This window comes from Mesorhizobium sp. WSM4904, from assembly GCF_029674545.1.
Lineage (GTDB): Bacteria > Pseudomonadota > Alphaproteobacteria > Rhizobiales > Rhizobiaceae > Mesorhizobium.
Window position 1 is genome coordinate 5,027,799 of record NZ_CP121354.1, and the last position, 22,663, is coordinate 5,050,461.

General features: G+C 63.5%; 20 protein-coding genes and 1 pseudogene. 10 read left to right on the plus strand and 11 right to left on the minus strand.

The window, feature by feature from the left end; translation table 11 throughout:
• The first annotated feature begins 209 nt into the window (after nt 1-209).
• The 5 genes from QAZ47_RS24245 (at nt 210) to QAZ47_RS24265 (ending at nt 5,653) form a co-directional block, all read left to right on the plus strand.
• Complete coding sequence (locus tag QAZ47_RS24245; protein ID WP_278231012.1) at nt 210-809, plus strand: DUF922 domain-containing protein; 600 nt, start codon at nt 210-212, stop codon at nt 807-809.
• Nucleotides 810-1,277: 468 nt separating this feature from the next.
• The gene (gene ugpC / locus QAZ47_RS24250; RefSeq protein WP_278203297.1) at nt 1,278-2,354 is read left to right on the plus strand and encodes a sn-glycerol-3-phosphate ABC transporter ATP-binding protein UgpC; all 1,077 of its coding nucleotides are present in this window, start codon (nt 1,278-1,280) and stop codon (nt 2,352-2,354) included.
• Between the two features lie 36 nt (nt 2,355-2,390).
• Nucleotides 2,391-3,716: an ABC transporter substrate-binding protein gene (locus QAZ47_RS24255; RefSeq protein ID WP_278203298.1), complete on the plus strand. Its 1,326-nt coding sequence runs from the start codon at nt 2,391-2,393 to the stop codon at nt 3,714-3,716.
• A 103-nt stretch (nt 3,717-3,819) separates the two neighbouring features.
• Nucleotides 3,820-4,758: a sugar ABC transporter permease gene (locus QAZ47_RS24260; RefSeq protein WP_278231013.1), complete on the plus strand. Its 939-nt coding sequence runs from the start codon at nt 3,820-3,822 to the stop codon at nt 4,756-4,758.
• A 1-nt stretch (nt 4,759) separates the two neighbouring features.
• Nucleotides 4,760-5,653 (plus strand): carbohydrate ABC transporter permease, encoded by an 894-nt coding sequence (locus tag QAZ47_RS24265; RefSeq protein WP_278231014.1) that lies wholly within the window; start codon nt 4,760-4,762, stop codon nt 5,651-5,653.
• Nucleotides 5,654-5,809: 156 nt separating this feature from the next.
• On the opposite strand, the gene QAZ47_RS24270 is transcribed toward QAZ47_RS24265, so the two are convergent.
• On the minus strand, nt 5,810-6,229 hold the full coding sequence (locus QAZ47_RS24270) for a VOC family protein (RefSeq protein WP_278231015.1): 420 nt from the start codon (nt 6,227-6,229) through the stop codon (nt 5,810-5,812).
• Nucleotides 6,230-6,502: 273 nt separating this feature from the next.
• Here QAZ47_RS24270 and QAZ47_RS24275 point away from each other — a divergent pair, with 273 nt between their 5' ends.
• Nucleotides 6,503-7,714, plus strand: a complete 1,212-nt coding sequence (locus tag QAZ47_RS24275; protein ID WP_278231017.1) for an MFS transporter — start codon at nt 6,503-6,505, stop codon at nt 7,712-7,714.
• Between the two features lie 39 nt (nt 7,715-7,753).
• Here QAZ47_RS24275 and QAZ47_RS24280 read toward each other — a convergent pair whose 3' ends face one another.
• The 3 genes from QAZ47_RS24280 to QAZ47_RS24290 all read right to left on the minus strand — a co-directional run bounded on the left by QAZ47_RS24280 (nt 7,754) and on the right by QAZ47_RS24290 (nt 13,937).
• The gene (locus tag QAZ47_RS24280; RefSeq protein WP_278231018.1) at nt 7,754-10,609 is read right to left on the minus strand and encodes a P-loop NTPase fold protein; all 2,856 of its coding nucleotides are present in this window, start codon (nt 10,607-10,609) and stop codon (nt 7,754-7,756) included.
• 268 nt (nt 10,610-10,877) lie between these two features.
• The gene (locus QAZ47_RS24285) at nt 10,878-11,492 is read right to left on the minus strand and encodes a LysE family translocator (protein ID WP_278231019.1); all 615 of its coding nucleotides are present in this window, start codon (nt 11,490-11,492) and stop codon (nt 10,878-10,880) included.
• 165 nt (nt 11,493-11,657) lie between these two features.
• Nucleotides 11,658-13,937 carry a cation:proton antiporter gene (locus tag QAZ47_RS24290; protein WP_278231020.1) on the minus strand — a complete coding sequence of 760 codons (2,280 nt, stop codon included), beginning with the start codon at nt 13,935-13,937 and terminating at the stop codon, nt 11,658-11,660.
• Nucleotides 13,938-14,129: 192 nt separating this feature from the next.
• On the opposite strand from QAZ47_RS24290, the gene QAZ47_RS24295 reads away from it, so the two are divergent.
• The 3 genes from QAZ47_RS24295 to QAZ47_RS32145 all read left to right on the plus strand — a co-directional run bounded on the left by QAZ47_RS24295 (nt 14,130) and on the right by QAZ47_RS32145 (nt 15,516).
• Complete coding sequence (locus QAZ47_RS24295) at nt 14,130-14,318, plus strand: hypothetical protein (RefSeq protein ID WP_278203307.1); 189 nt, start codon at nt 14,130-14,132, stop codon at nt 14,316-14,318.
• Between the two features lie 124 nt (nt 14,319-14,442).
• On the plus strand, nt 14,443-15,174 hold the full coding sequence (locus QAZ47_RS24300) for a DUF2270 domain-containing protein (protein ID WP_278203308.1): 732 nt from the start codon (nt 14,443-14,445) through the stop codon (nt 15,172-15,174).
• A 69-nt stretch (nt 15,175-15,243) separates the two neighbouring features.
• Nucleotides 15,244-15,516 (plus strand): hypothetical protein, encoded by a 273-nt coding sequence (locus tag QAZ47_RS32145; protein ID WP_347567160.1) that lies wholly within the window; start codon nt 15,244-15,246, stop codon nt 15,514-15,516.
• 106 nt (nt 15,517-15,622) lie between these two features.
• On the opposite strand, the gene QAZ47_RS24310 is transcribed toward QAZ47_RS32145, so the two are convergent.
• Nucleotides 15,623-16,225, minus strand: coding sequence for a sulfotransferase family protein (locus tag QAZ47_RS24310; protein ID WP_278203310.1), 603 nt, complete (start codon nt 16,223-16,225; stop codon nt 15,623-15,625).
• Nucleotides 16,226-16,271: 46 nt separating this feature from the next.
• Nucleotides 16,272-17,171, minus strand: a complete 900-nt coding sequence (locus QAZ47_RS24315; protein ID WP_278203311.1) for a VOC family protein — start codon at nt 17,169-17,171, stop codon at nt 16,272-16,274.
• A gap of 182 nt (nt 17,172-17,353) precedes the next feature.
• Here QAZ47_RS24315 and QAZ47_RS24320 point away from each other — a divergent pair, with 182 nt between their 5' ends.
• Nucleotides 17,354-17,653, plus strand: a complete 300-nt coding sequence (locus QAZ47_RS24320) for a hypothetical protein (protein ID WP_278075662.1) — start codon at nt 17,354-17,356, stop codon at nt 17,651-17,653.
• 160 nt (nt 17,654-17,813) lie between these two features.
• On the opposite strand, the gene QAZ47_RS24325 is transcribed toward QAZ47_RS24320, so the two are convergent.
• The 5 genes and pseudogenes from QAZ47_RS24325 to QAZ47_RS24345 all read right to left on the minus strand — a co-directional run bounded on the left by QAZ47_RS24325 (nt 17,814) and on the right by QAZ47_RS24345 (nt 22,479).
• Nucleotides 17,814-18,155: a hypothetical protein gene (locus QAZ47_RS24325; RefSeq protein WP_278231021.1), complete on the minus strand. Its 342-nt coding sequence runs from the start codon at nt 18,153-18,155 to the stop codon at nt 17,814-17,816.
• 189 nt (nt 18,156-18,344) lie between these two features.
• Nucleotides 18,345-18,518 (minus strand): annotated as a pseudogene (locus QAZ47_RS32150) (LacI family transcriptional regulator); the annotation flags it as partial.
• Nucleotides 18,519-18,584: 66 nt separating this feature from the next.
• Nucleotides 18,585-20,753, minus strand: coding sequence for a serine protease (locus QAZ47_RS24335; RefSeq protein ID WP_278231024.1), 2,169 nt, complete (start codon nt 20,751-20,753; stop codon nt 18,585-18,587).
• Nucleotides 20,754-20,760: 7 nt separating this feature from the next.
• On the minus strand, nt 20,761-21,405 hold the full coding sequence (locus tag QAZ47_RS24340; RefSeq protein WP_278231026.1) for a CHAP domain-containing protein: 645 nt from the start codon (nt 21,403-21,405) through the stop codon (nt 20,761-20,763).
• 243 nt (nt 21,406-21,648) lie between these two features.
• Nucleotides 21,649-22,479, minus strand: coding sequence for an aldo/keto reductase (locus QAZ47_RS24345; protein ID WP_278231027.1), 831 nt, complete (start codon nt 22,477-22,479; stop codon nt 21,649-21,651).
• Between the last annotated feature and the right edge of the window lie 184 nt (nt 22,480-22,663).

The window sequence follows — 22,663 nt, forward strand, 5'->3', positions numbered from 1 at the left end:
TGGGTCGGGACGAATGGCATAGAAACGGGCGACGGGTGGGACAGGTTCCGGGACGCTGGGGCAGCCCCCCTTGTAAGAAGATAGCGCGCCCTCGCCTTTTCCGCGCCATCCCGGCCTCAGCACGGCAACCGGAGGGGAGACGCGCTCTTTGCTCTCGCTGCCTACAAGCGCTATGCACGAAGCTTCTCCCGGAATCCCACCGAGTCCCCATGAAGCCTGCCGTCCTGCTTACCACCCTGCTCTTCTCCACGCCGGCCTTGGCCGACTGGCAACCGGTCGAGAAGATCGAGACCTATGCGATCTCCGGGCAGACGGTGGAGGAACTTTATGTCTCGATCGGCGACAAGGGTCCGCTGATCGGCAGGGACAGCGCGGGCAATGGGCGGCGGGCGATCGCGCAGACCAATTTCAAGCTGACCTGGCAGCGCGACTACCAACCTCAGGGCGGCGCATGCGTGCTGAGGACGGCGCGGCCCAAGCTGATCATCACCTACACGCTGCCGAAGCCCGCGGGAAAACTCGCTCCCGACGTGCAGGCGCGCTGGGACGCGTTCGCCGCCGGGCTTATCGCGCATGAGAAGGTGCACGGCGCCGGTATCGTCGACATGGTGGACAAGATCGTCGCCTTCAGCACCGGCCTCACCGTCGCCGACGACCCCGGCTGCACGAAGGTCAGGGCCGAGCTGACGCAATATCTCGACAAGCTCTCCAAGGCGCAGCGCCAGGCCAGCCGCGACTTCGACAAGGTCGAGTTCGGCCCGGGCGGGAATTTGCAGAAGCTGATCGCGGCGTTTTTGATCGGGGGGTGATAAAGGCCAGGCGTGATAGTACCGCTGCCAGCGGCGGCGCGCAGAGCCACAACGGAAGCACCAACCAGCAACGCCCGCATTCGGGACGGATAGTGCCCAATCACGCTGCCGTCGCGACAGGTGCTAAGTAAGATTTCCCGCGTAAGTTGAAGCTTATTGTCTTAGTAATTTCTAATGCCTTTCGGCCGCTATTCGATAGTTTGATCGCCGGCAATCCGGTCTGGCCTGGCTTCACTCTCCCAGAGGTGAGCTTTGTCCATCTCTCCTCAGCGACGAAGGTATAAGCGTGCGCACCGACGCTTTACAGGCGTATTTGGTAGCGCTACCGTTTCACGGTCGCGTGACCCGGGGGGAGTTGGGGCAGACGTCGCCGACGCCAGTGGTGGATGCTTGCCGGCATCCGTTTCAGCCACACCTGATAGAAACGGCTCCCCGCGAGACCTCGCAGGGACCATCGGGAGGAATGCGATGGCGTCTGTCGCGATCGGCGATGTCTACAAATCGTTCGGGGCTACCCAGATCCTGCATGGCGTCAGCGTCGACATAGACGACGGCGAATTCGTCACGCTGGTCGGACCCTCCGGCTGCGGAAAATCGACTCTTCTCAGGATGATCGCCGGGCTGGAAAAGATTTCGCGCGGCCATATCTCGATCGGCAGCCGTATCGTCAACGACGTTGCGCCAAAGGAGCGCGACGTGGCCATGGTGTTCCAGAACTACGCGCTCTATCCGCACATGACCGTTGCCGAGAACATGGCGTTCTCGCTCATGCTCAAGGGTGTCCCGAAGGCGGAAAGCGATTCGGGCGTGAAGCGGGCGGCCGAAATCCTCGGGCTGGTGCCGCTTTTGTCGCGCTATCCGCGCCAGCTTTCGGGCGGCCAGCGGCAGCGGGTCGCCATGGGCCGGGCCATCGTGCGCAATCCGCAGGTATTCCTGTTCGACGAACCGCTCTCGAACCTCGACGCAAAGCTGAGGGTGCAGATGCGCGCCGAGATCAAGGAACTGCACCAGCGGCTGAAGACCACGACGGTCTATGTCACCCACGACCAGATCGAGGCCATGACCATGGCCGACAAGATCGTGGTCATGCATGACGGGGTCGTGGAGCAGATCGGACCGCCGCTGGAACTCTACGACCGGCCGAACAACCTCTTCGTCGCGAGCTTCATCGGCTCGCCCGCCATGAACCTGCTCAAGGGCACGTTCGCCAGCGACGGTGCGCCGTCGTTCCAGGGCGCGGGAGGCATCTCCGTGCCTCTGCCGAAACCACCTTCGATCGACAACGGCGAGGCTATAGTCCTGGGGGTGCGGCCCGAGCATCTGCGGCTGGCCGAGGACGGCATTCCGGTGACCGTGGTGGTGATCGAGCCGACCGGCTCGGAAGTGCAGATCATCGGCCGGACGGCCGGCGGCGAGGATATCGTCGCCAATTTCCGGGAACGCCATTCCTTCGCGCCGGGAGATACCATCCGGCTGTCGGTCGAGCCCGGGCCTATCCATCTGTTCCACGGCAAAACCGGCCAGCGGATCGAAGCGGCGCGATAGGCCACCCAGCAAGGAAACACACAGGAGGAGACGAGCATGAAGTTCACCAGACGCGACGTGATCCGCACGACCGCCGGCGCGGCCGCCGGGGCTTTGGGCAGCCGCCTTGTCGGCTCGACCGCCTTTGCCCAGGAGGGCCTAACCTACAAGCCCGAGGACGGTGCGAAGCTGAGGCTGCTGCGCTGGTCGCCCTTCGTGCAGGGCGACGAGGACCAGTGGCTGAAGAATACAAAGCGGTTCACCGAGGCGACGGGCGTGGAGGTCCGCGTCGACAAGGAGAGCTGGGAGGACATCCGGCCGAAGGCAGCGGTTGCCGCCAATGTCGGCTCCGGCCCCGACCTGATGCTCGTCTGGTTCGACGACCCGCACCAATATCCCGACAAGCTGCTCGACGTCACCGAACTCGGCGACTATCTCGGCAAGAAATATGGCGGCTGGCACGATGGGCCGAAGCAGTATGCAACGCGCGAGGGCAAGTTCCTCGGCCTGCCGCTTGCCACCATCGGCAACGCCATCGTCTATCGCGAAAGCTGGGTGAAGGAGGCCGGCTTCTCGGAATTCCCGAAGGACACGGCCGGCTTCCTCGAACTCTGCAAGGCGCTGAAGGCGAAGGGCCATCCGGCCGGCTTCACGCATGGCCACGGCGTCGGCGACGGCAACAACTACGCGCATTGGCTGCTGTGGAGCCATGGCGGCCAGATGGTCGACGAGAAAGGCAAGGTGACGATCAACAGCCCCGAGACTCTGAAAGCGATCCAGTATGCGCAGGAGCTCTACAAAACCTTTATCCCGGGCACGGAGAGCTGGCTCGACGTCAACAACAACCGCGCCTTCCTGGCCGGCGAGGTGAGCGTCATCGCCAACGGCATCTCTGCGTACAACACCGCCAAGGTCAACAAGGACAACGACCCAAAGTTGGCGGAGATCGCCAAGGACATCCGCACCACCAATCTGCCGATCGGTCCGGTCGGGAAATCGGTCGAGCTGTTCCAGGTGACCACCGCCGTCATCTTCAACTACACGCCCTACCCCAACGCGGCAAAAGCCTATCTGCAGTTCATGTTCGAGAACCCGCAGATGTCGGACTGGATCACCTCGTCGGCCGGCTATTGCTGCCAGACGCTGAAGGCTTTCGACAACAATCCGGTGTGGAAGGCCGACCCGAACAATGCCGCCTATGCCAAAGCCTCGGCGACGCTGCGCCCCAACGGCTATGCGGGGCCGCTCGGCTATGCCTCGGCCGCGACCATGGCCGATTATGTGCTGGTCGACATGTTCGCCAAGGCGGTGACGGGCCAGGCGACGCCGCAAGAGGCGATGGAAGAGGCGGAGAAGCGCGCCAACCGCTACTATCGCGTCTGATCCTTTTCGACCTCAGCCGGGGTGGCACGTCTTTCGGAGGCATCCGGAAGAAGGGTTGCCGCCCCGGCCGCTCCATCAGACCTCGTACCAGGGAGCCCGCACCATGGCCGTGCCATCCGTTGCCGTTCAGCAAGGTCCGTCGATGCTTTCGCGGCTCGCCGAGAGCCGTAATGCCCTCAGCCTCGGCTTCATGCTGCCGGCGGCGGCGCTGCTCCTGGTCTTTCTCACCTATCCGCTGGGGCTCGGCATATGGCTCGGCTTCACCGATACGCGCATCGGCCGCCCGGGCATCTTCATCGGCGCCGAGAACTACGAATACCTCTGGAGCGACAGCGTCTTCTGGCTGTCGGTCTTCAACACGCTGCTCTATACGGTCAGCGCCTCGATCCTGAAATTCGTGCTCGGCCTCTGGCTGGCGCTCATCCTCAACGAGAAGCTGCCCTTCAAGTCGTTCTTCCGCGCGGTGGTGCTGCTGCCCTGGGTGGTGCCGACGGTGCTGTCGGCGATCGCCTTCTGGTGGATCTACGATTCGCAGTTCTCGATCCTGTCCTGGGCACTGCAGCAGATGGGCCTGATCGACCACCGCATCAACTTTCTCGGCGACCCTACCAATGCGCGCGCTTCCGTCATCGCGGCCAATGTCTGGCGCGGCATTCCATTCGTCGCCATCACGCTGCTTGCCGGTCTGCAGACGATCCCGCAATCGCTCTATGAAGCCGCCACGCTCGACGGCGCCAGCCGGTGGCAACTGTTCCGCCATGTGACGCTGCCGCTGCTGACGCCGATAATCGCCATCACCATGACCTTCTCGGTGCTGTTCACCTTCACCGATTTCCAGCTGATCTATGTACTGACCCGGGGCGGGCCGGTGAACGCCACCCATCTGATGGCGACACTGTCGTTCCAGCGCGGCATTGCCGGCGGCCAGCTCGGCGAAGGCGCCGCAATCGCCGTCGCCATGATCCCCTTCCTGCTGGCGGCGATCCTGTTCAGCTATTTCGGCCTGCAACGGCGCAGGTGGCAGCAAGGCGGCGGAGACTGACATGGCCGCGATCAAGCAAGCCGAACGCACGGAAACCGACGAAGGCGGCATGGGTTACCTGCAAAGCCTGCCGCGCCGGGTGGTCACGGTCTATCTGCCGCTCTTGGTGTTTCTGGTCGTGCTGTTGTTTCCGTTCTACTGGATGACGATCACGGCGGTTAAACCCAATGTCGAGATGACCGACTATGTGAACTACAATCCGTTCTGGGTCGTGCATCCGACACTGGAGCACATACGCTACCTGCTTCTCGAGACGTCATATCCCGGCTGGCTGCTCAACACGGTGATCATCTCCACCGCCGCCACCTTCCTGTCGCTGGCGGCCGCGGTGCTTGCGGCCTACGCGATCGAAAGGCTGAGGTTCTCGGGCGCGCGCCAGGTCGGCCTCGCCGTCTTCCTCGCCTATCTGGTGCCGCCTTCGATCCTGTTCATCCCGCTGTCGGTCATGGTGTTCAATCTCGGCCTCTACGACACGCCGTTCGCGCTGATCCTCACCTATCCCACGTTCCTGATCCCGTTCTGCACGTGGCTCTTGATGGGCTATTTCCGTTCGATCCCGTTCGAACTGGAGGAATGCGCGCTCATCGACGGAGCAACACGCTGGCAGATCCTCACCAAGATCGTTCTGCCGCTGTCGGTGCCGGGCCTGATCTCGGCCGGCATCTTCGCCTTCACGCTCTCCTGGAACGAGTTCATCTACGCGCTGACCTTCATCCAATCGTCCGAAAAGAAGACGGTGCCGGTCGGCGTGCTCACCGAGCTTGTCCGCTCCGACGTCTACGAATGGGGAGCGCTGATGGCCGGCGCCTTGATCGGCTCGCTGCCGGTCGTCGTGCTCTATTCCTTCTTCGTCGAGCACTATGTGTCCTCGATGACGGGCGCGGTGAAGGAGTAAGCGACGGCGTAGCGGCAGGCGCATGCGCCTGCCTCAGATTCCGGCGGTCGGCACCCTCGCTATGCTGATACTCGCCGGCAGTTTCCCTTCGCTGTCGCCATGGACGTATTCGACTACAGTCCGACACAGATCGCCTCGCTGGGAGCAGACCATCCTTCAAAAACTGATCTCCACAGCCGCCGCACTCCGCTTGGCCTCGCCATGGTACACCGCCTCGATGTTGCTGCCGTCGGGGTCGAGCAGGAAGCAGGCGTAGTAGCCAGGGTGATAATGGCGCTCGCCGGGTGCGCCGTTGTCCTTGCCGCCGGCGGCGAGCCCCGCGCGATAGAAAGCGTCGACCATGGCGCGGTCCTTGGCCTGGAAGGCGAGATGGTGGCGGCCGGTGAGCACGCCGAGCGCGGCGCGGCTGTCGGCGCTGGAGACGAAGAGTTCGTCCGCCCAGAAATAATCCTCGGCCTCGCCGCCGATCGGGATGCCCAGCGCCTCGAGCACCGCGCCGTAGAAGCGCCGGCTCGCCTTGATGTCGCGCACCACAAGATGAAGGTGGTCGATGAGCCGGCCGCGATAGAGTTGCATGGAGGTTCTCCCTGGTTGAGGGGTCAATCTAGAAGGGACGGGAGCCTGGTCAATGCGGGGCTGCTGACTGCTGACATGCTGTGACGCTGGCGGGACAGCGCACGCGACTTTTCAGATGACAAGCCAAATCACCGCCCCAAAAAATCCAGATAAAAAATGCAACCAGATTGTAGGATCGGTGTCTGCCCCGGCGTCCTTCGGACGCAAGCGGCACGAATGCCTGGAAAAACCGTGCCGCATCAAACAGGATGCCTTACGGCATGGGAGAAAACCATGAACCTTTCCTATCGTTGGGTCATCGTCGCGGCGGGCGCGCTGATGACTTGTGTGGCGCTCGGCGCGATGTTCTCGCTGGCGATCTTTCTCGAACCGATGTCGCTCGACACCGGCTGGTCGCGCGCCGGCATTTCCAGCGCCATGACCTTGAACTTCCTCGTCATGGGCGTCGGCGGCTTCGCCTGGGGCTCGATCTATGACCGCCTCGGCGCCCGGCCCGTGGTGCTCGCCGGCGCAGTGCTGCTCGGCCTGGCATTGGTGGTGGCGAGCCGCGCCGGTTCGCTCGTCGTCTTCCAGCTCAGCTACGGCGTGATCGTGGGCCTCGCGGCCAGCGCCTTCTTCGCGCCGATGATCGCGCTCACCACCGCCTGGTTCGACACCAACCGCAGCCTCGCCGTGTCGCTGGTCTCGGCCGGCATGGGCGTCGCGCCGATGACGATCTCGCCCTTCGCGCGCTGGCTGATCTCGGCCTATGAGTGGCGCACGGCCATGTTCGACATCGGCGTCATGGCCTGGGTGCTTCTGTTGCCCGCCGTCCTGCTGGTGCGCCAGCCGCCGGCGGCGGTTGCGGCATCCGACGGCGGCACACCCTCGCCCACTGCCGACGATCCCGGCATGAGTGTCGGCCAGGCGCTGCGCTCGCCGCAATTCTTGGTGCTGGGCATGACCTTCTTCGCTTGCTGCGCGGCGCATTCAGGGCCGATCTTCCACATGGTGAGCTATGCGATGGCCTGCGGCGTGGCGCCGATGGCCGCCGTCTCGATCTACAGCGTCGAGGGCCTGGCCGGCCTCGGCGGCCGCGTGCTCTACGGCGTGCTCGGCGACCGGCTGGGCGTCAAGCCGGTGCTGATCGCCGGGCTGGCGATCCAGGCCGCGGTGATCGCCGCCTATCTCGCGGTCGGCCGGCTCGAGCAGTTCTACGTGCTCGCCGTCATCTTCGGCGCCACCTATGGCGGCGTCATGCCGCTCTACGCGGTGCTCGCACGCGAATATTTCGGGCCGCGCATCATCGGCACGGTGTTCGGCGCCGCCACCATGCTCTCCAGCCTCGGCATGTCGTTCGGACCTTTGGCCGGCGGCATGATCTACGACGCCTATGCCAGCTATTCCTGGCTGTTCATCGGCTCGGCGCTGGTCGGCCTCGGCGCGGCCGGCATCGCGATTGCCTTCCCGCCGCAGCCGAGCAGGCAGCGGCTGCAGATGGCATAAGCAGAAGCCGGGCTTGCCCCGCGAACCGGCGGCCGCTTCTCAACGATCCTCGAAGCTGAAGCGTGCCGCCAGCGGCGCATAGTCAAAAAGGTTGGCGTTGCCGGCCGAATTGGTGCCGTAGAGCTTGTGCGCCTCGGCCACCCGCATCGCTTCCAAATCGCCGGCGGCGGGGGTGATCGCCGGTGGCCGACGCTGGCGCAGGCCGGCGAGAAACTCGGCGCCCGGGCCTCCAGCGCAGGTGCCGATCGCAAGCAATGTCAGCAGCGCGCGATACCCGCCGGCTTCCAGGCGATCCGCAGCCTCGTCCGGCAAGCTCGCCTTGATGAGGCGGTAGCTGTTGACGAACCGCAGCGTGCGGCGGGGCGAGTTGTCGAGCACATTCGCCACCTGCATCATGAACGCCCGCTCGTCAGGTGTGATGTGGAGCCCGCTCAGCCGCCTCACAGGCGCGGGGGCAGCCGCCGGCGCCTGTGCGACGGCTCGGCCGCGCGCCGACTTGGACGCGCGCGTCGTGGGCTTTGCCGCGGCCTTCGCCGGCGCCGCCGCCCTCACCTCTTCGACGGCATCGGGACCAAGCCTGTCTTCCAGAAGCTGGCGCGTGTTGTCGGCCGTCATCGCCCGCACCCAATAGGGTATCTGGAAGATCTTCTCCAGATAGTCGCCTGCAGTCGCCGCGCCGTTGGTGCCGGCCCGCGCCTTCTCGTCGATTTGATCCGGATAGTGCTTGGCAAGCGCCTCGCGCACCCAGCGAACGTCGACCGCCACCATGACCACGAACAGCGGAAAGGTGAGCAGCAGATGGATCGCCTGCAGCACATCGACCACCTGCTTGGGAGGACAGCGGTCGAGGTCGTCGATGTACAGCACGATGCGTTCGAAAACCTTCAGTTCGGCGTCCGGCGACGTGACGCTGCCAATGAGCTTGTCCTTCTCGGATTGGTCGAGCAGCGAGCCGGCGTCGGCGATGACCTTCTTGACCTGGATCTCAGAGGCTTGCCGCGCCTTCTCCGCGCTGACAGCGTTCTCGCTCGGCGCCATCAACGCGCTCAGTTCTTCGAAATCCTTGCGCACCGTGGCGATAAAACCGAGGTGCTTGGCATAGTCGCCAGTTGCCACGCGGTCCCTGACGAAACGGAGCACGCGCCCTTTGCCGCTCCTGAGGTTGTAATCGTTGGCGGCCAGCGCGGCTTCCTCGCTGGCGACGCGCAGGCGCTCCTCGGCCTGGCCGACCTGGGCAGCGGCATCGTCAAGCTGCTTCTGGGCTTCGGCGACCGCTGCCTTCTCCTTCCGAGCCAAGTCCTCAACCTTGTTCTGAAGGTCGGCATGAAAGGCGCTCACCTTGTCGGCCGCCTCCCGTGTTTTCTTCGTCGCCCAGCCAAGAGCCGCCACGAGGGGGGCGAGAGCGCCCGACACGGCGGCCGCAACGGGCGGTATCTGCACGGTCATAAAGCGCGACGCGATACCGGACAGCCAAGCAAGCAGCGGCGGCAGAACAAGAACAAGGATCGTGACGACGCCCACGACCCAAGGCAGCATCAGCCGTCTCAGCGTGGCCGAGCGGACGATGCCGTAGCTCGCCACGGCGTCATCCAGCTTGGCGCCGGCCTCTCCAAGTTCCGAGACGCTTGTGGTAATCGGGCCGAGGCCAAGTATGTCGGCGGCATCCTGCACTGCCTTCTTCTGGTCCGGCTTCTTGTCGCCAATAAGCTGGTCGAAGGCGGTCCGAGCCCATGTCGACGGCTTGCCGGCGAGATCGGCCTTCCTTTGGGCCAACTCCGCGTTGGCCTCCTTAAGATGCTCCTCGGCAGCCTTGCGCTCGCGCCGCGCCTCGACGAGCGCCTCGGCGGATTCGATGGTGAGCTTGCGCGCCGTGGCAAGGCGCTCGAACACCTTGTCGGTCTTGTCCTTCTGGTTGGCTTTCTCGGCCCAGCGGTCCAGCGAAGTGAAGATGTGGTCGACGAGACTCGCCCACAGATTGGTCTCGGCATAATGCCATGCGTTGAAACGGACCTGGACGACGTTGTCGAGCAGGCTGATGGCGGCGCCGTCGGCCTGCATGGCTTCGGCCGCGCCAAGCCTGCGCTGCTCGATAGCATCATAGACCAGCCGCATGAAGAACGATTTGCCAGACCCCCATTCGCCGAAGATGCCGATAGCGAGCGGCGGCACGAACTGCCTGGCCGAGATCATCGCGGCGAAGGCGTCGGCTTCGGCTTGGGCGCCGGAACGATCCTTCGCCCCTGCGCTCCACGGGTCGTCAGAGCCGAGCAGCGCCACCTCGGGACCGGGGCGCTCACGCACGGCGATCTTTTCCCGATCGGCAGTCGCCGGCGGGAAGCCGGTCCCGGAGCCCAGCGCTGGCAGGCCGCGTTCGGCGAAAATCTCCGCCCAGACCTGCCGGCTTTCCTCCTGCTCCATTGCCCGGTCCACGAAGCGGCAGATTTCCTCGGTCGCCATCTGTTGCGACACGCCGACCCGACTGAACAGGTCGCTGATCTCGCTGCGTATCGCCAGCTCGGTGCTGGTGAAGATCGAGAAGAGCACGTGCCGCATGCCGATGTAGCGGTCCTGTCCGCCGGTCCGTGTACGGATGTCATGCGCATCCTGGAAGGCTTCGGAGAGGCCCGGCGACGCAATGGTCTCCGTGAGGCTTGCCGCTCTCGTCCGTTGCAGGCGCACGACGAATTGTGCGTCACCGAAAAGCTTTCGGACGACTGTCTCGGCACCGGTGCCCTGATCCAAGGTCGTCCGCACGGCTTGGAGAAAAACGGAGATATCCATGATCGAGGAGCCATAGCCAGGCATCGCCTGCAAGGCCTTGCTGATGCTCAAAGAGACGCCGGATCTCGCGATCTCGTCGAGCGTCCGCGGCTCCGCGAGTTCCGACATGGCCATGGAGTGCCTCCCCTCCGCCGGGCCACCCGCGCGGACTGGGCAACATCAAGCATGCTCCAGGCTTTGCGCAAAAGGTGGGCTGGTTACGCGGCAGCTAATTCCATGCGTTCGCCCCGTGCTGTCTGTGAGGTGGACCACACAAGAGGGAAATCGATCGGGGCACGCCCGCAATATTCAACATTCCGGCGTTCATGGAACCGCCGGCCGCCGCCGCCAAGGGCCATCTTGCCTGCATCCGGGGGTGCAGGTGAAGCACCCGCGGCCGACTTCAATTTCGCAGCGCTATCGTCGCCGCCGCCCCACCCATGCATACGGCCGCGCCGCGGTTGAACAGGCGCGTGGCGCGCGGCGATTGCAAGCTGCGGCGCGTGCCGGCGCCGGCGATGGCGAAGGGAAACTGCACCGCCGCGAGGATGATGGCGGTGATGGCAAGAAGGATCGGCACGTCGAAGGAAGACAGCGCGCCGATGTCGATCACCGTCGGCAGGATGGAGATGTAGAACAGCACCGATTTCGGGTTGCCGAGCGTGACCAGCACGCCCGAGAGGAAGGCGTTGCCGCCGCCCTTCGCCGCGCCGGCCTCCGATGCCTCGAAGGTCTCGCCGGCCTTCCAGAACTGGACGGCGAGGAAGCAGAGATAGCCGACGCCAGCCCATTTGATGGCGATCAGAAGGACGCTGAAGGTTTCGGCGATGAGGGCAAGGCCGGCCAGCACCGCGGCAAGGTAGAGCACGTCGCCCAGCACCATGCCGGCCGTCATCCAGGCCGCCTGCCGGTAGCCGCTGTGCAGCGCCTGCGCCACGATGGCGACGATCTGCGGCCCCGGGATGATGGCGGCGATCGCCAGCGCGCCGGAATAGGCGGCAAAGCCCGACAATGTCATTGCGATATGGGATCCCTCGCGGTGGGTGGAGCAGCGTACAATCGGAGGGTGTGGCAAGGCTGTCAATCGGTGGGTTAGGCCGCAACCGCCAATCTCCCCCTTGTGGGGGACATCAGCTAGTCGCCGACGCCGCCTCCATCGGCCCTGCCAGATTGGCCATTCGTCTCACCCTGTCCCCGATCGCAGCGCCTCCCTGCCCTCGTCGTCGCGGCGCAGGCGCTCGTCGGAGATCAGCACCACCGGGCACGGGCAGCGCTGCAGCACGCCGCTCGTCGTCTCGCCGAAGATGAGTTCTTCGCCCGGCCGCCGCGCCACGCCCATGACGATCAACGCCACCCGCCTGCCGGCCTGGCGGGCAATGGCATCGGCGGCGGCGGCCCTGCTCCTGATGGCCGTCTCGATCTCGACGCCATAGCGATCGGCAAGCGCGACGATGTCCTTCAGCACGGCCTCCCTGCGGCGATGCGAGACGGTGTCGCGCGGCTCATCGCGGCCGATCCGCGCGACATAGAGCATCTTGACCGGCGCGCCGGTGACAGCCGCGATTGCCAACGCCAGTTCGGCGCCACGGCGTGCGACCGACGTGCCGTTGACCGGCACCAGGATCCGGCCCGACTCGGGGCCGAGCCTCGGCATCCGGCGACCCGCGCTGGTGGGCTTCAGCACCAGGCAGAGCGGGCCGTCGAAGGCGCCGGCGACCTCGTTCAGCCGGTGCGAGAAACTGCCCTTCGGCGTGACCGCGCGGCCAAGGCCGATGAGCAGCATGCCGTAGCCCTTGCGTGCTTCCTTCGCGACCGCCTCGGCGGAAAGCTGCACGTCGCGCCGGCGGCGCGTGAGGGGGGCTTCACGCGCGGGCTCCTCGTCGGCCTCCCTTGCCGCCTCGCGGCCGTCCTCGGCTCCCTTCTCGACCTCGTCCAGATGCGCCGCTTCTTCGGGGTCGGCATCGCTTTCGCCGCTGGCGTGCAGCACCGTCGTCGGCTTGCCGGCGCCGATCACGCCGGCAAGGTAGGCGGCGAAGCGGCCGACTACGCCTTCGTCGACCACCACAAGCAGCCGCTCCAGATTGGCGATGAAGCCGCGTTGGTCGACCTCCTCGCGCTCCAGCCTCTTCTTCTCCGCCTCGCCGATCGACAGGCGCCCCAGCGCCCAGCGCAACGTGGGCGGCATGGCCAAGGTGGTGATGACGGCCATGGTGAGGATCATGGTGAAAAGCGTGTGCGAGATCACGCCGATCGACAGGCCGATCGAGGCGACGATGACCTCGGTCGAGCCGCGCGCGTTCATGCCGCAGCCGACCGCTATCCCCTCGGCGCGGCTCATGCCGGCGACCTCGGCGCCGATGAAGGCGCCGCCGAACTTGCCGATGCTGGCGATCGCCACAAGCGCCACCGTGAGCAGCGCGAGCTCGCGGTCGGCAAGCACGGTGAGGTCGGCCGACAAGCCCGCGACGCCGAAGAACACCGGCATGAACAGCGCGGTGATGACGCCGCGCAACTGCCCCTCGATGTGACGCGACAGGATCGGCGACTCGCCGACCAATATGCCGGCGACGAAGGCGCCGAGCACGGTATGCACGCCGATCAGGTCGGTGATCAGCGCCATGGCGCCCATGATGGCGAGGATGACGGTGACGACGGCGTATTCGCTACGGAAAGTGTCGTTGGTCCAGCGGATGGCGTCGAAGACGATGCGGCGGCCGAGCGTGAAGGAAAAGGCCATGAAGAGAGCGACGCCGGCCAGTGTGAAGGCCAGGCTGCCGCCCTCGATGCGGCCATGGGTGGCGATGCCGATGGTGACGGCGATGATCACCCAGCCGATCGTGTCTTCGATGATGGCCGAGGAGACGATGATCTGGCCGAGGTCGCGACGCATGAAGTTCATCTCGCGCACCACCATGGCAACGATCTTGACCGAGGAGATCGACAGCGCCGTGCCGAGGAACAGGCCGGCGACGACGCGCTCACCGCCGGCGGCGAGCAGCGTGTCCGGCATGAATTGCGCAGCGACGAAACCCAACGCGAACGGCACCGCGACGCCGGCCGCCGAAATGGAGAAGCAGGCGCGGCCGACCCGGCGCACCAGCCTCAGATCGGTCTCCATGCCGGTGAGCAGCAGGAGCATCAGGACGCCGAGCTGGGCGATGGCATTGATCATCGACTTCTGCGCGGCGTCGCCGGCAAAGACCACGCGCTCGGCCGTGGGCCACAGCCAGCCGAGCAGCGAAGGCCCGAGCATGATGCCGCCGAGCAGCTGCCCCATCACCGCCGGCTGGCCGAGGCGCTCCAGCAATTCGCCGATGCCGCGGCCGATGACGAGCAGCAGGATGACTTCGAGAACGAAGATGCCTTCGCTGGACATGCCGCTCTTCTCGGCGGCCCAGGCGACGGCCGGCATCAAAAGGAGCGCCGCCGCGGCAAGCGCGATCGTCCGGCGCCGATTGAGCATGAAGGACAATTTCTGCACCCCTCGATTATGTCCCGCCATAACGGTTTCGCGCGTGCTTCGGTTGCACAGGCGCTATCTTCCCCATCGAGGAGGAGATCGCCACAATTCTATTCAAATGCGGCTGTTGATGTTTGCGTTTGAGTAAAGCGAGTCGCGCATGGTCGAGACACGGCGGGCAATAAGGAGAAGCTAATGAAAAGCGACTTTGCCGCCGCCCACCTGCACTTGGACCGGGCCTGCCACTATTTGCGCGGCGACGATGAAACCAGCCGGACAGCGCTTGTGGCGCTGGACCTCGTGATCGAGGCGGTCGCTACCGCCCAATATGCCCGGCCCGAAGCCGAAGTGGTGCCGTTTCCGGCGGCTTCGAAGCGGGCATAGCGTCCCAGCCTACCCTGACTTATCCGCCTGAAAGGCGGGAACATTTTTGCCGGCCGCACATTGTGGTATATGGGGTGTGGCCGGCTTGCTCGGCCGGCCACGGCGGGAGGCACGTGGCAAGGGGATGTCGCAGGTTCAGACCATAAAGCCAGCCGAGGCGGCCGCCGCGCCGCGTGGCTCCGACGCGTTCGCGCTGAAGCTGACATCTTCCGAATTCGCAACCACCATGTCGCATTTCCACCGCGCCGAGATCGCGCGCATGGCCGGCTGGCGCGACCGGCTCGACCGCACCAGCAACTGGGCGATCACCGTGGTGGCGGCGATGCTTTCGGTGTCGCTGTCGACGCCATCCGCGCATCACGGCGTGCTGCTGTTCGCCATGCTTCTGATCACGCTGCTCCTGTGGATCGAGGCGCGGCGGTACCGTTTCTTCGACGTCTACCGGTCGCGGGTGCGCCAGTTCGAGCGCTATTATTTCGCGCAGATCTTCTCGCCGCAGCCGGATTTCGCCTCCAACTGGCTGGCGATCCTAGGCGAGGGCCTGCGCTCGCCACGCTTCCTCATCTCGCAGCGCTCGGCGCTGATCCGCCGGCTACGCCGCAACTACATCTTCATGTACACGATCCTGATGCTCGCCTGGGTGCTGAAGATCACCACGCCGAGCCTGTCGCGCGAAGGCTCGCCGATCGGCTTCGGCGCCTCGCTCATCGACACCTTCCGGGTGGCGACGCTCGGTCCCATTCCCGGCGTCGCGGTGGTGTGCGGCGTCACGGTGTTCTATCTCGCGATGCTTGCCGCCGCCTTCCTCATACGCGCCGACGACGGCGAGCTTTCGTTCGGCGACGTGCATGTGTAAGCGACGGCGCCGCCATCCGCTCACAATCCCGGCGGCCTGACGAAACCGTCGGTCAGCCGCGCCAGCGCCTTGGCGGTGGCGCACACCGGTCAGCGGGCCAATGACTTCGCCGCGCGCGATCGCCAGGTCGGCAGCCTTCGCTCCCGCGCGGGCGTTCTCCTCGTCGAGGGTAACGATGGCGTTGAGGAGCGGATTGACCAGCGCGATGCGGGCAAGCTGCGCCTCCATCGCCTTGATGGCGCCGATGCGTCGCTCGCGGATCGCCGCCGCCAGTTGCGAAGCGGTAAGGAAGGTGGTGTCGGGGTGGACCATGATTGTGTTCCTTCCTGCGGGGGGCAGTAAGGGAATAGGGCAGTAAGGCAGTAGGGAAGGATCAGACTGCGTTGCCGCGTTCCCATTGCCCTACTCCCCTACTGCCCTATTCCCCTATTCCCTTACTCCCTTCCCTTCAATTCAACGAAAGCGCGGTCCGGAACTCCTTCGTCGTGTTGCGGTTGGGATAGGGCTCGGCCGGCACCGGGACGCCGAGATGGGCGCAGAGCGGCTCCCAGCCGTCGCCGAGCTTGTGGACCAGCAGGCGCTCGGCCGGCACGATCTTCAGCACCGCCTCGACATTGGCCTCGTAAACGGCAATCGCATGCGCGCGGTCCTGCGGGCGGCCGCCGAAGACCTGCTTCGTGATCAGGGCGACGCCCAGCGACTCCTGATCCTTGCTGTCGGCAATGGCGGGCAGGATCGTCTTGGCAAAACTCTCCCACCAGCTTTCGGGCGAGCGCCAGGTGAGGATGACGCGTGCCTCAGGATAGGCTTCGATCAGCTCGCGCCAGTAATGCGCCGACGGCCAGTCGACACAGGATTTGTAACCGGCAAAGAGCCGGTCCCAGTCCGGTGCGGCGCCCTTGGCGAGCGCCCGCCAGAGCCGCTTCTGCTCCGCATGCGCCAAGACCTCATACATGTGATGGCATGGACCGAAGCCGAGCATCGTCAGCGCCTCGCGCATCGAATCGGTGCCGGTCCGGCCAAAGCCGGTCCCTATCACCCTGATCGTCATTTCCCCTCCTCCCACTTCCTCCTTGGCGAGCCCGCAGCCCGTGCGATCAGCCTCCCTGCACCACCAGCCGCAAGCGATTGCCCTCCGGATCGGCGGTCTCGACCGCGCCGCCGGCCTTTTTCGACGGCACGTTGGCGGCGTCGAGCCTTTGCGCCACCGCGGCAAGCTCCTCTGCGGACGCAAGCTCGACCGTGAAATGGTCGAGGCCGGCGGCATGCGGCGGCGGCTCGCGCAACTCGTCACGCGCCCAGATGTTGAAGGCGACCATATGCGGCCGGCGAGCGGTGCCGCAGTCGAACATGCCGAAGGTTCGGGACTGGATGTGCGGCTCGAGGCCGAGCACGCCGACATAGAATTCCATCAGCACCTCCGGCGCGCGGGCACGCAGGTGGATGTGACCGATGAAGGCGTCCGGCGCCATCCTCTGCTCGACATGGCCTGAATTGCCGAGGTCGCGCAGCAGGCCCGGAACGTCCAGCGGCTCGAGCCCGGAATGCGCGCTGCCGTCGGTGGCAATCAGCGCCACGCGGCCGTCGGCCGACACTTGCCGTCGCAGGAAGCGCTCCGGCGTATCGAAGCAGATCTCGATGCCGTTGCCGGAGGGGTCTGAGACATAGAGCGATTCCGAAATCAGGTGATCCTGGGCGCTGTATCTCAAGCCCGACGCCTTGAGGCGGGCGGCCGCGTGAGCGAGATCGCGGCGCGTCGTCACATGGATGGCGACGTGGAAGAGATCGCGCGACTTCTGCGGCAGGGGCACGCTCGCACCGGCATGGAGAACGATCAGCGTCCCGCCGCCGGCACCAAGTTCGGCGATAGCGTCGTCCTCGCCGACCAGCACGAGCCCAAGTGTGTCGCGCCAGACGGTCAAGGCCACCGGGATGTCGGTCACCTTGAGATGAACCGGCCCGAGACGGGTGGCTTGAGACAGCAATCCTTCGTCCATCGTCTTTTTCCGATTGCGGTCGACAAACATATTAGCTGTGAATGATATGGCTGTCTCGCGCCAAGTTCGGGTTGACCCCTCCTCGGCGGGCGGCAACTATTGAGAAAGCAATTTGTTTTCCCGCAATTCCGGACGAAAACCGCTGCACACTTTTTGGAATTGCTTTGAGCAGGAGGAACCCCATGGACGAGACCGACCACTGGCGCAACATGGCGAGCGCGCCGCGGGACGGCAGCCGCATCCTGGTGACGGTGCGCTCGTCCGAGCAGGGACCGGCCGAGGTCGACATGGCCTACTGGTCGCGCGCCGACCAGTTCGGCGAGGAAGGCTGGCGGGCCTCCGACTCCTCGCCCGGCCGCGTGGTCGAATATGCCGAGCCGGAGTTGAGATGCTGGATGCCGCTGCCGACGGCCGGACGCGGCACGATGCCGAGCCCGTGGGAGGGTGACGACGTGCCGCTGGTGGATGGGGAAGGGATTTAGCGCCAGCAATCTCCTTCATCCCTTGTGGGAGAAGGGGGAGTTATTCACCCCACCGCCATCACCTCCCCCGCCTCAACTTCGCCGGATAGGTCTTGAGGTTGATGCACGGCGGCAGGCGGTGGAAGGTTGGGATAGTAGGCAGCCCGCCGTGGCGCCGCGCTCAACGTCCCCAAAACATCCTGGTGAACTCCGCTTGGTTCTTCGACAACGTCAGGCCGAGGGCGTTGATCGGCGCCATGGCGTCGTTTGCCTGGCCTCCATTTCGACCGGATGATCGCCGTGCCGGAAAGAAGGCGCGGCCTACGCCTGCCACCAGCGTTGAGGCCCGCGTCAGTGCCGCCCACAGATCAAGCCTGCGCACTGCAGAAGCCCGGTAGGCCTGTTGCTTTTCGAGGAACCGCGCCAGGGCAATCTCATGTCGCTGGGTGGCACGATAGCCGTGCAGATTGGTGCGAGGATCATCATGCCACACGGGCCATTCGGTCAAAACGGGGCGCTGCATGGCGTCCTCCTCAGGCAAGAGCTTCAGTGCGGACAGTCTCCCCCGGAGCCGTGAGGGATGCGTGGGAACCAGTGTGATCAAATCGTGAAAAAGACCACGTCGCAGAGATCGCGGTTGAATTAGCGGCGGCTAAACGAAAGAATTGCCGGAAACCATGGCCGGGGCGGAGTCCGATGATGGGGCCGCATCTTCGATGCGGATGATGCCGCGATGCGCCTCCCGGCAGCCGGCGCGGATCATAGAGCGCGCGGTGGCGACCACCTTCTCGAAGGTCTCGGGGCGTACTCCGCCCAGCACGCGCTCGACCGTCGCCGTGCCGACGCCGGCGCTGCGGGCTATTTCGAGGAAGGTCGGCTTTGGAATCTTTCCACTACGGTGATGTGGAGCGTGACCAGAGGTGGCTGGACTTCCAAGGCGGGCACGATGGCGCTATGGCCCGGCGTCGTACAACGAAGGTGGAACGGCCCAGCCAATCTCGCCAAACCCAACTGCGTCATGCTGACCTTCAGCAAATGTCTGAATGCCGGTCCACGTCTTTGAGAAATCCTTAACTTCATTCTGTTCGGTGCTGCCAAGAAAAGCTTGCGTTAAGCCTGGCTCGATCTTACTGGCGGCGATTTCGTTTCCACCATAAACGGGCACGGGCGCACAGCCATCACCCGGGAGGTAGACCCTGGCGGCATTTGCTATGCCCAGATCGCTGGTAAGCTGCGCAAAAGCATCCCCATTGACGATTTCACCGGACTTGCCATTCAGCGTCGAGGCTTCTTTTTGACCAACTTGCGAAAGGCCTTTCGTCGAAACCAGCTGATTGAAGTATTCACGGCATAGCTGTTTGAGGGCGATGCGTAGTCCCTCACCCTTTTCGCTGCATTTCCTTTCCGGACAGTTGCTTGCCGCACCCGCGCTGGTGACCCACCAGGCATTGACCCAGTCTTTGCGATCGGCAAATGTCTTGGCGGCTGTTGTCCAGGCGAACAGGTTGTCCGGATCATTCAACGTGGAAAGCAACGCCAGCCTGGTCTCCACGCTCGACGCCAGTTCGCTATCGCGATCGGGTAGAGATTGGACGACGTTGAGCGCTTCGGCATACACCTGTCCCCGAGCATCAAAGCTGCTAAAGTCCTTGGCGCTTGTCGCGAAAGCATAGTTGACGATAGCCAACTTGTTGGCAGCGTTGGCGAGAATCGGATTGGCCGATCCTGCGGCCTTCGCGCGCGCAGCAAAATAACGACCGTGATCTAGCGACGTTTTGATAGCCAAGGCATCTTGACTTGGCCACCAACCTGGAAGCTTTTCACTCGAATTGTCAGGCGAGGAAGGACGAAGTAGAAATTTTCCGAATTCGGCAGAATCTATGCCCGTGATGATATTTATTGGAATCTCCGGATCGTTCTTTGCGGTCGGCTTATTGACAATAGTATCTGCGAGCACTTCGTCGGTGATCGCATTCATTATCTTCCAGATACCAGCTGACCTCGCGCTCTCTGTAACAATTAAGCTGAAGAGATCTCGCTCCTCACGCCTGCTCCAGAAATGATCCTTGAATTTTGGAACAGCAACTTTAAAGAACTGAAGGATATCGACGAAGTCGGCGCCCTGCATCGCCTTTGAGACAGTGTCGTTGAGTTCATCGAGTTCCGAGATACCCTGGACCACATCACTCTGTCGCAATTTGTCGATTCCGCCGGCATCGTGGAATACTGCCTCGACTGAGAATTCGCGCAGCATGCAACTGATCGGTATGACAATGATCGCGCCACTCTTTGCGAGCACATCGGACAAAGCGTCGCGTTGGGTTCGATCTTTCTCGGCTTTGGCAAGCCACTTTTCCAAGTTCTGCACCGAGTCCGAGAGATCGCCATTGCCAGGCTTCTTTGCCTGCTCGGCTCGCAGAAGGGGCAGGAATGCCTTAGCGCTCGCTTCAGCGATCGCCGAATCCGCGTATCTGAATTCGGTGGCAATTCCGACGACAGAGCCATTCTGAGCGATCAGGGCCGAACCACTGTCGCCATACGTGTAGTCAACCAAAATAGCTGCGTGAGCGCGTTCCGGGCACTCGCCAAGCGCCGCTATCCGGTCACTTTCCTTACTCGCAGATTCTGCTCGAGATTCGGTTTTGTCCAAAGTTTGAGCAGAAAGAACCGCCGACGTCTTGTCGTAACCGTTTCTAATCCCTTGCGCCTGCTGCAGCAGCGCGGGGTCTGATCCCTGATCGGCGTCAACGCGCAATCCTGCAGCTACACCTGTCCGGGACGCAAGAAGCAGTGCCCAATCGCTCATGCCACTGCGTGAGTTGTCCTTAGGAGCATAAATGACCGCTGGCATCACCTCCTTGCCGGATTTTGAAACCAGACGGATATCAGAACCCGCCTCATCGACTACGTGGCGTGCAGTAATGAATATACCGCGCTTGTCGATCAAGGAGGCATAGCCCACGTCTTTCAGAGGCTTGCCATTGCCGTCTGGCGTTTTCACACGGAACACGTAGTAGGACAGGTCGTCAGCTACTGCGAGGCAGCATTCGCCAACGACGGTCACGATGGACAATAGGATGACAACCGTTGCCGCTAGTACCCGCTTCGTAGGATAGTGCATTGCGCGCTCACCCGCGGAGTTCTAGTGCGGTGAAGTACCCAACTACTTGCCAATAACTGCTATCGGTCTCCACGCTCTTTATATTGACTTCGCCATTATTGTCATGCGCGAGCGCCCCTTGGTTGCCGCCAAGGATGTAAATACGCCCCTTGCCTGCATCAGACACAAAAAATGCAACGTGGCCATGAGACGCATCGCTTTTTAACTTAAAGACGACCAAATCCCCGACGCTAGGTTTCTCATCTTCGCCCAATTTCCTTCCCCAATTGCTGCGAAAAGAAGAAGAGGCAGCACTTTTGGTTGGCCCTGCAAATCCGGTCGTGTCACGACCTTTCGCCCCTTGCTGAATGCACCAATTAACGAACGCGGCACACCACGCCGTCGTATCACCGGCCGGCTTTCTTGTTGTCGTGGCATCAAAAAAAGAAACAATAACCGGATTGGCGCGTACGGGCCATTCCTTGACATAGTTCACCCAATTGTCGCCGTATCTCCCTTGGCCAACCTCGAAGAAAAAGTTCGCAACCTCGAACGGTGTCGTTTTCGACGGCGCCTTCGCTAGTATCTCTTTAGCTACCTGCACTTCGGCAAGGTAAGGAGCTTCCCTGCCCGTCTTTTTGTATTCATCAATGAATTCCCCAACTGTCGGCACTCGTCCATCCTTAGTCAGAGACGTGCCAGGCTCAATCCCCACATCGTCGGGGATGGCCCACGAGGGGCGGATGCTGCCCACGAGTACGGGAGCTACTAGCGCTGCCGCAGTTCCCAACTTTATTGTGCTGCGGCGCGAAATACAAAACTTTTGCGTCATCGTAGATGCTCCCCATCAAAGTCAGCAAATACTCTACCGCAGACACTGCAACGCGAAAAGTCGATTCTGTTTTTGGCCGAAACTTCAGAACAAGAACGCCGCCGTGGCAGGGTCCGGCCCCGTCCGGCCGTCCGCGGAGTCCATGCCGCGGACGGTCTGCATGTCGTTGTCATCCAGCTCGAAATCGAAGACGTCGAAATTGGCGGCGATGCGGTCCTGGTGGATCGACTTTGGGATGACGACCAGCCCTTGCTGCAGATGCCAGCGGATGATGACCTGCGCCACCGACTTGCCGTGCTTCTTCGCGATCCCTTCAAGCGTCGGGTCGGCGAGCAGCCGGCCGCTGCCCAGCGGGCTCCAGCTTTCGATGCGGATGTCGTGCTTCTTGTGGAACTCGCGCTTGCCGCGCTGCTGGAAGCGCGGGTGCAATTCGATCTGGTTGACCGCCGGCGTCACGCCGGTCTCGCCGATGATGCGCTCCAGATGGTCCTGGTTGAAGTTCGACACGCCGACCGATCTGATGCGGCCGGCTTCTCTGAGCTCGACCAGCGCCTTCCAGGCCTCGACATATTGGTTCTGGCTGGGCACCGGCCAGTGGATCAGGAAGAGGTCGATCTGGTCGATGCCGAGCTTTCGCATCGTGTCGTCGAAAGAGCGGAGCGCCGCATCGCGCCGATGGCCGCCGTTGCGAAGCTTTGAGGTGATGAACAGCTCGTTCCTCGGCACGCCGGCAGAGCGGATCGCCTCGCCCACGCCTTCCTCGTTGCGGTAGCCCTCGGCGGTATCGATGAGGCGGTAGCCGGCCTCGATCCCCCAGCGCACGACTTGTGACGTGATATCCGGATCGACCTGCCACACGCCGAGCCCGATCTGGGGAATGGTGGCGCCGTCGTTCAATGTCAGCTGTTCAGGCATGTGGATGTCCTTCTGCACGGTGGGGTTGGCCCCGCTCTATCTAGGCTGCGCTTCCATGAATGCGAGTCGATGACGTCGAAGCTGCCAATCTCCCCATCTTCCAGCGCCACACCTGCTGCTCTCAAGCCCCGCGCCCGGCCATGGAACATAGTCCCGCCTTTGCCCATTGTGGTTTGGGGGTAAG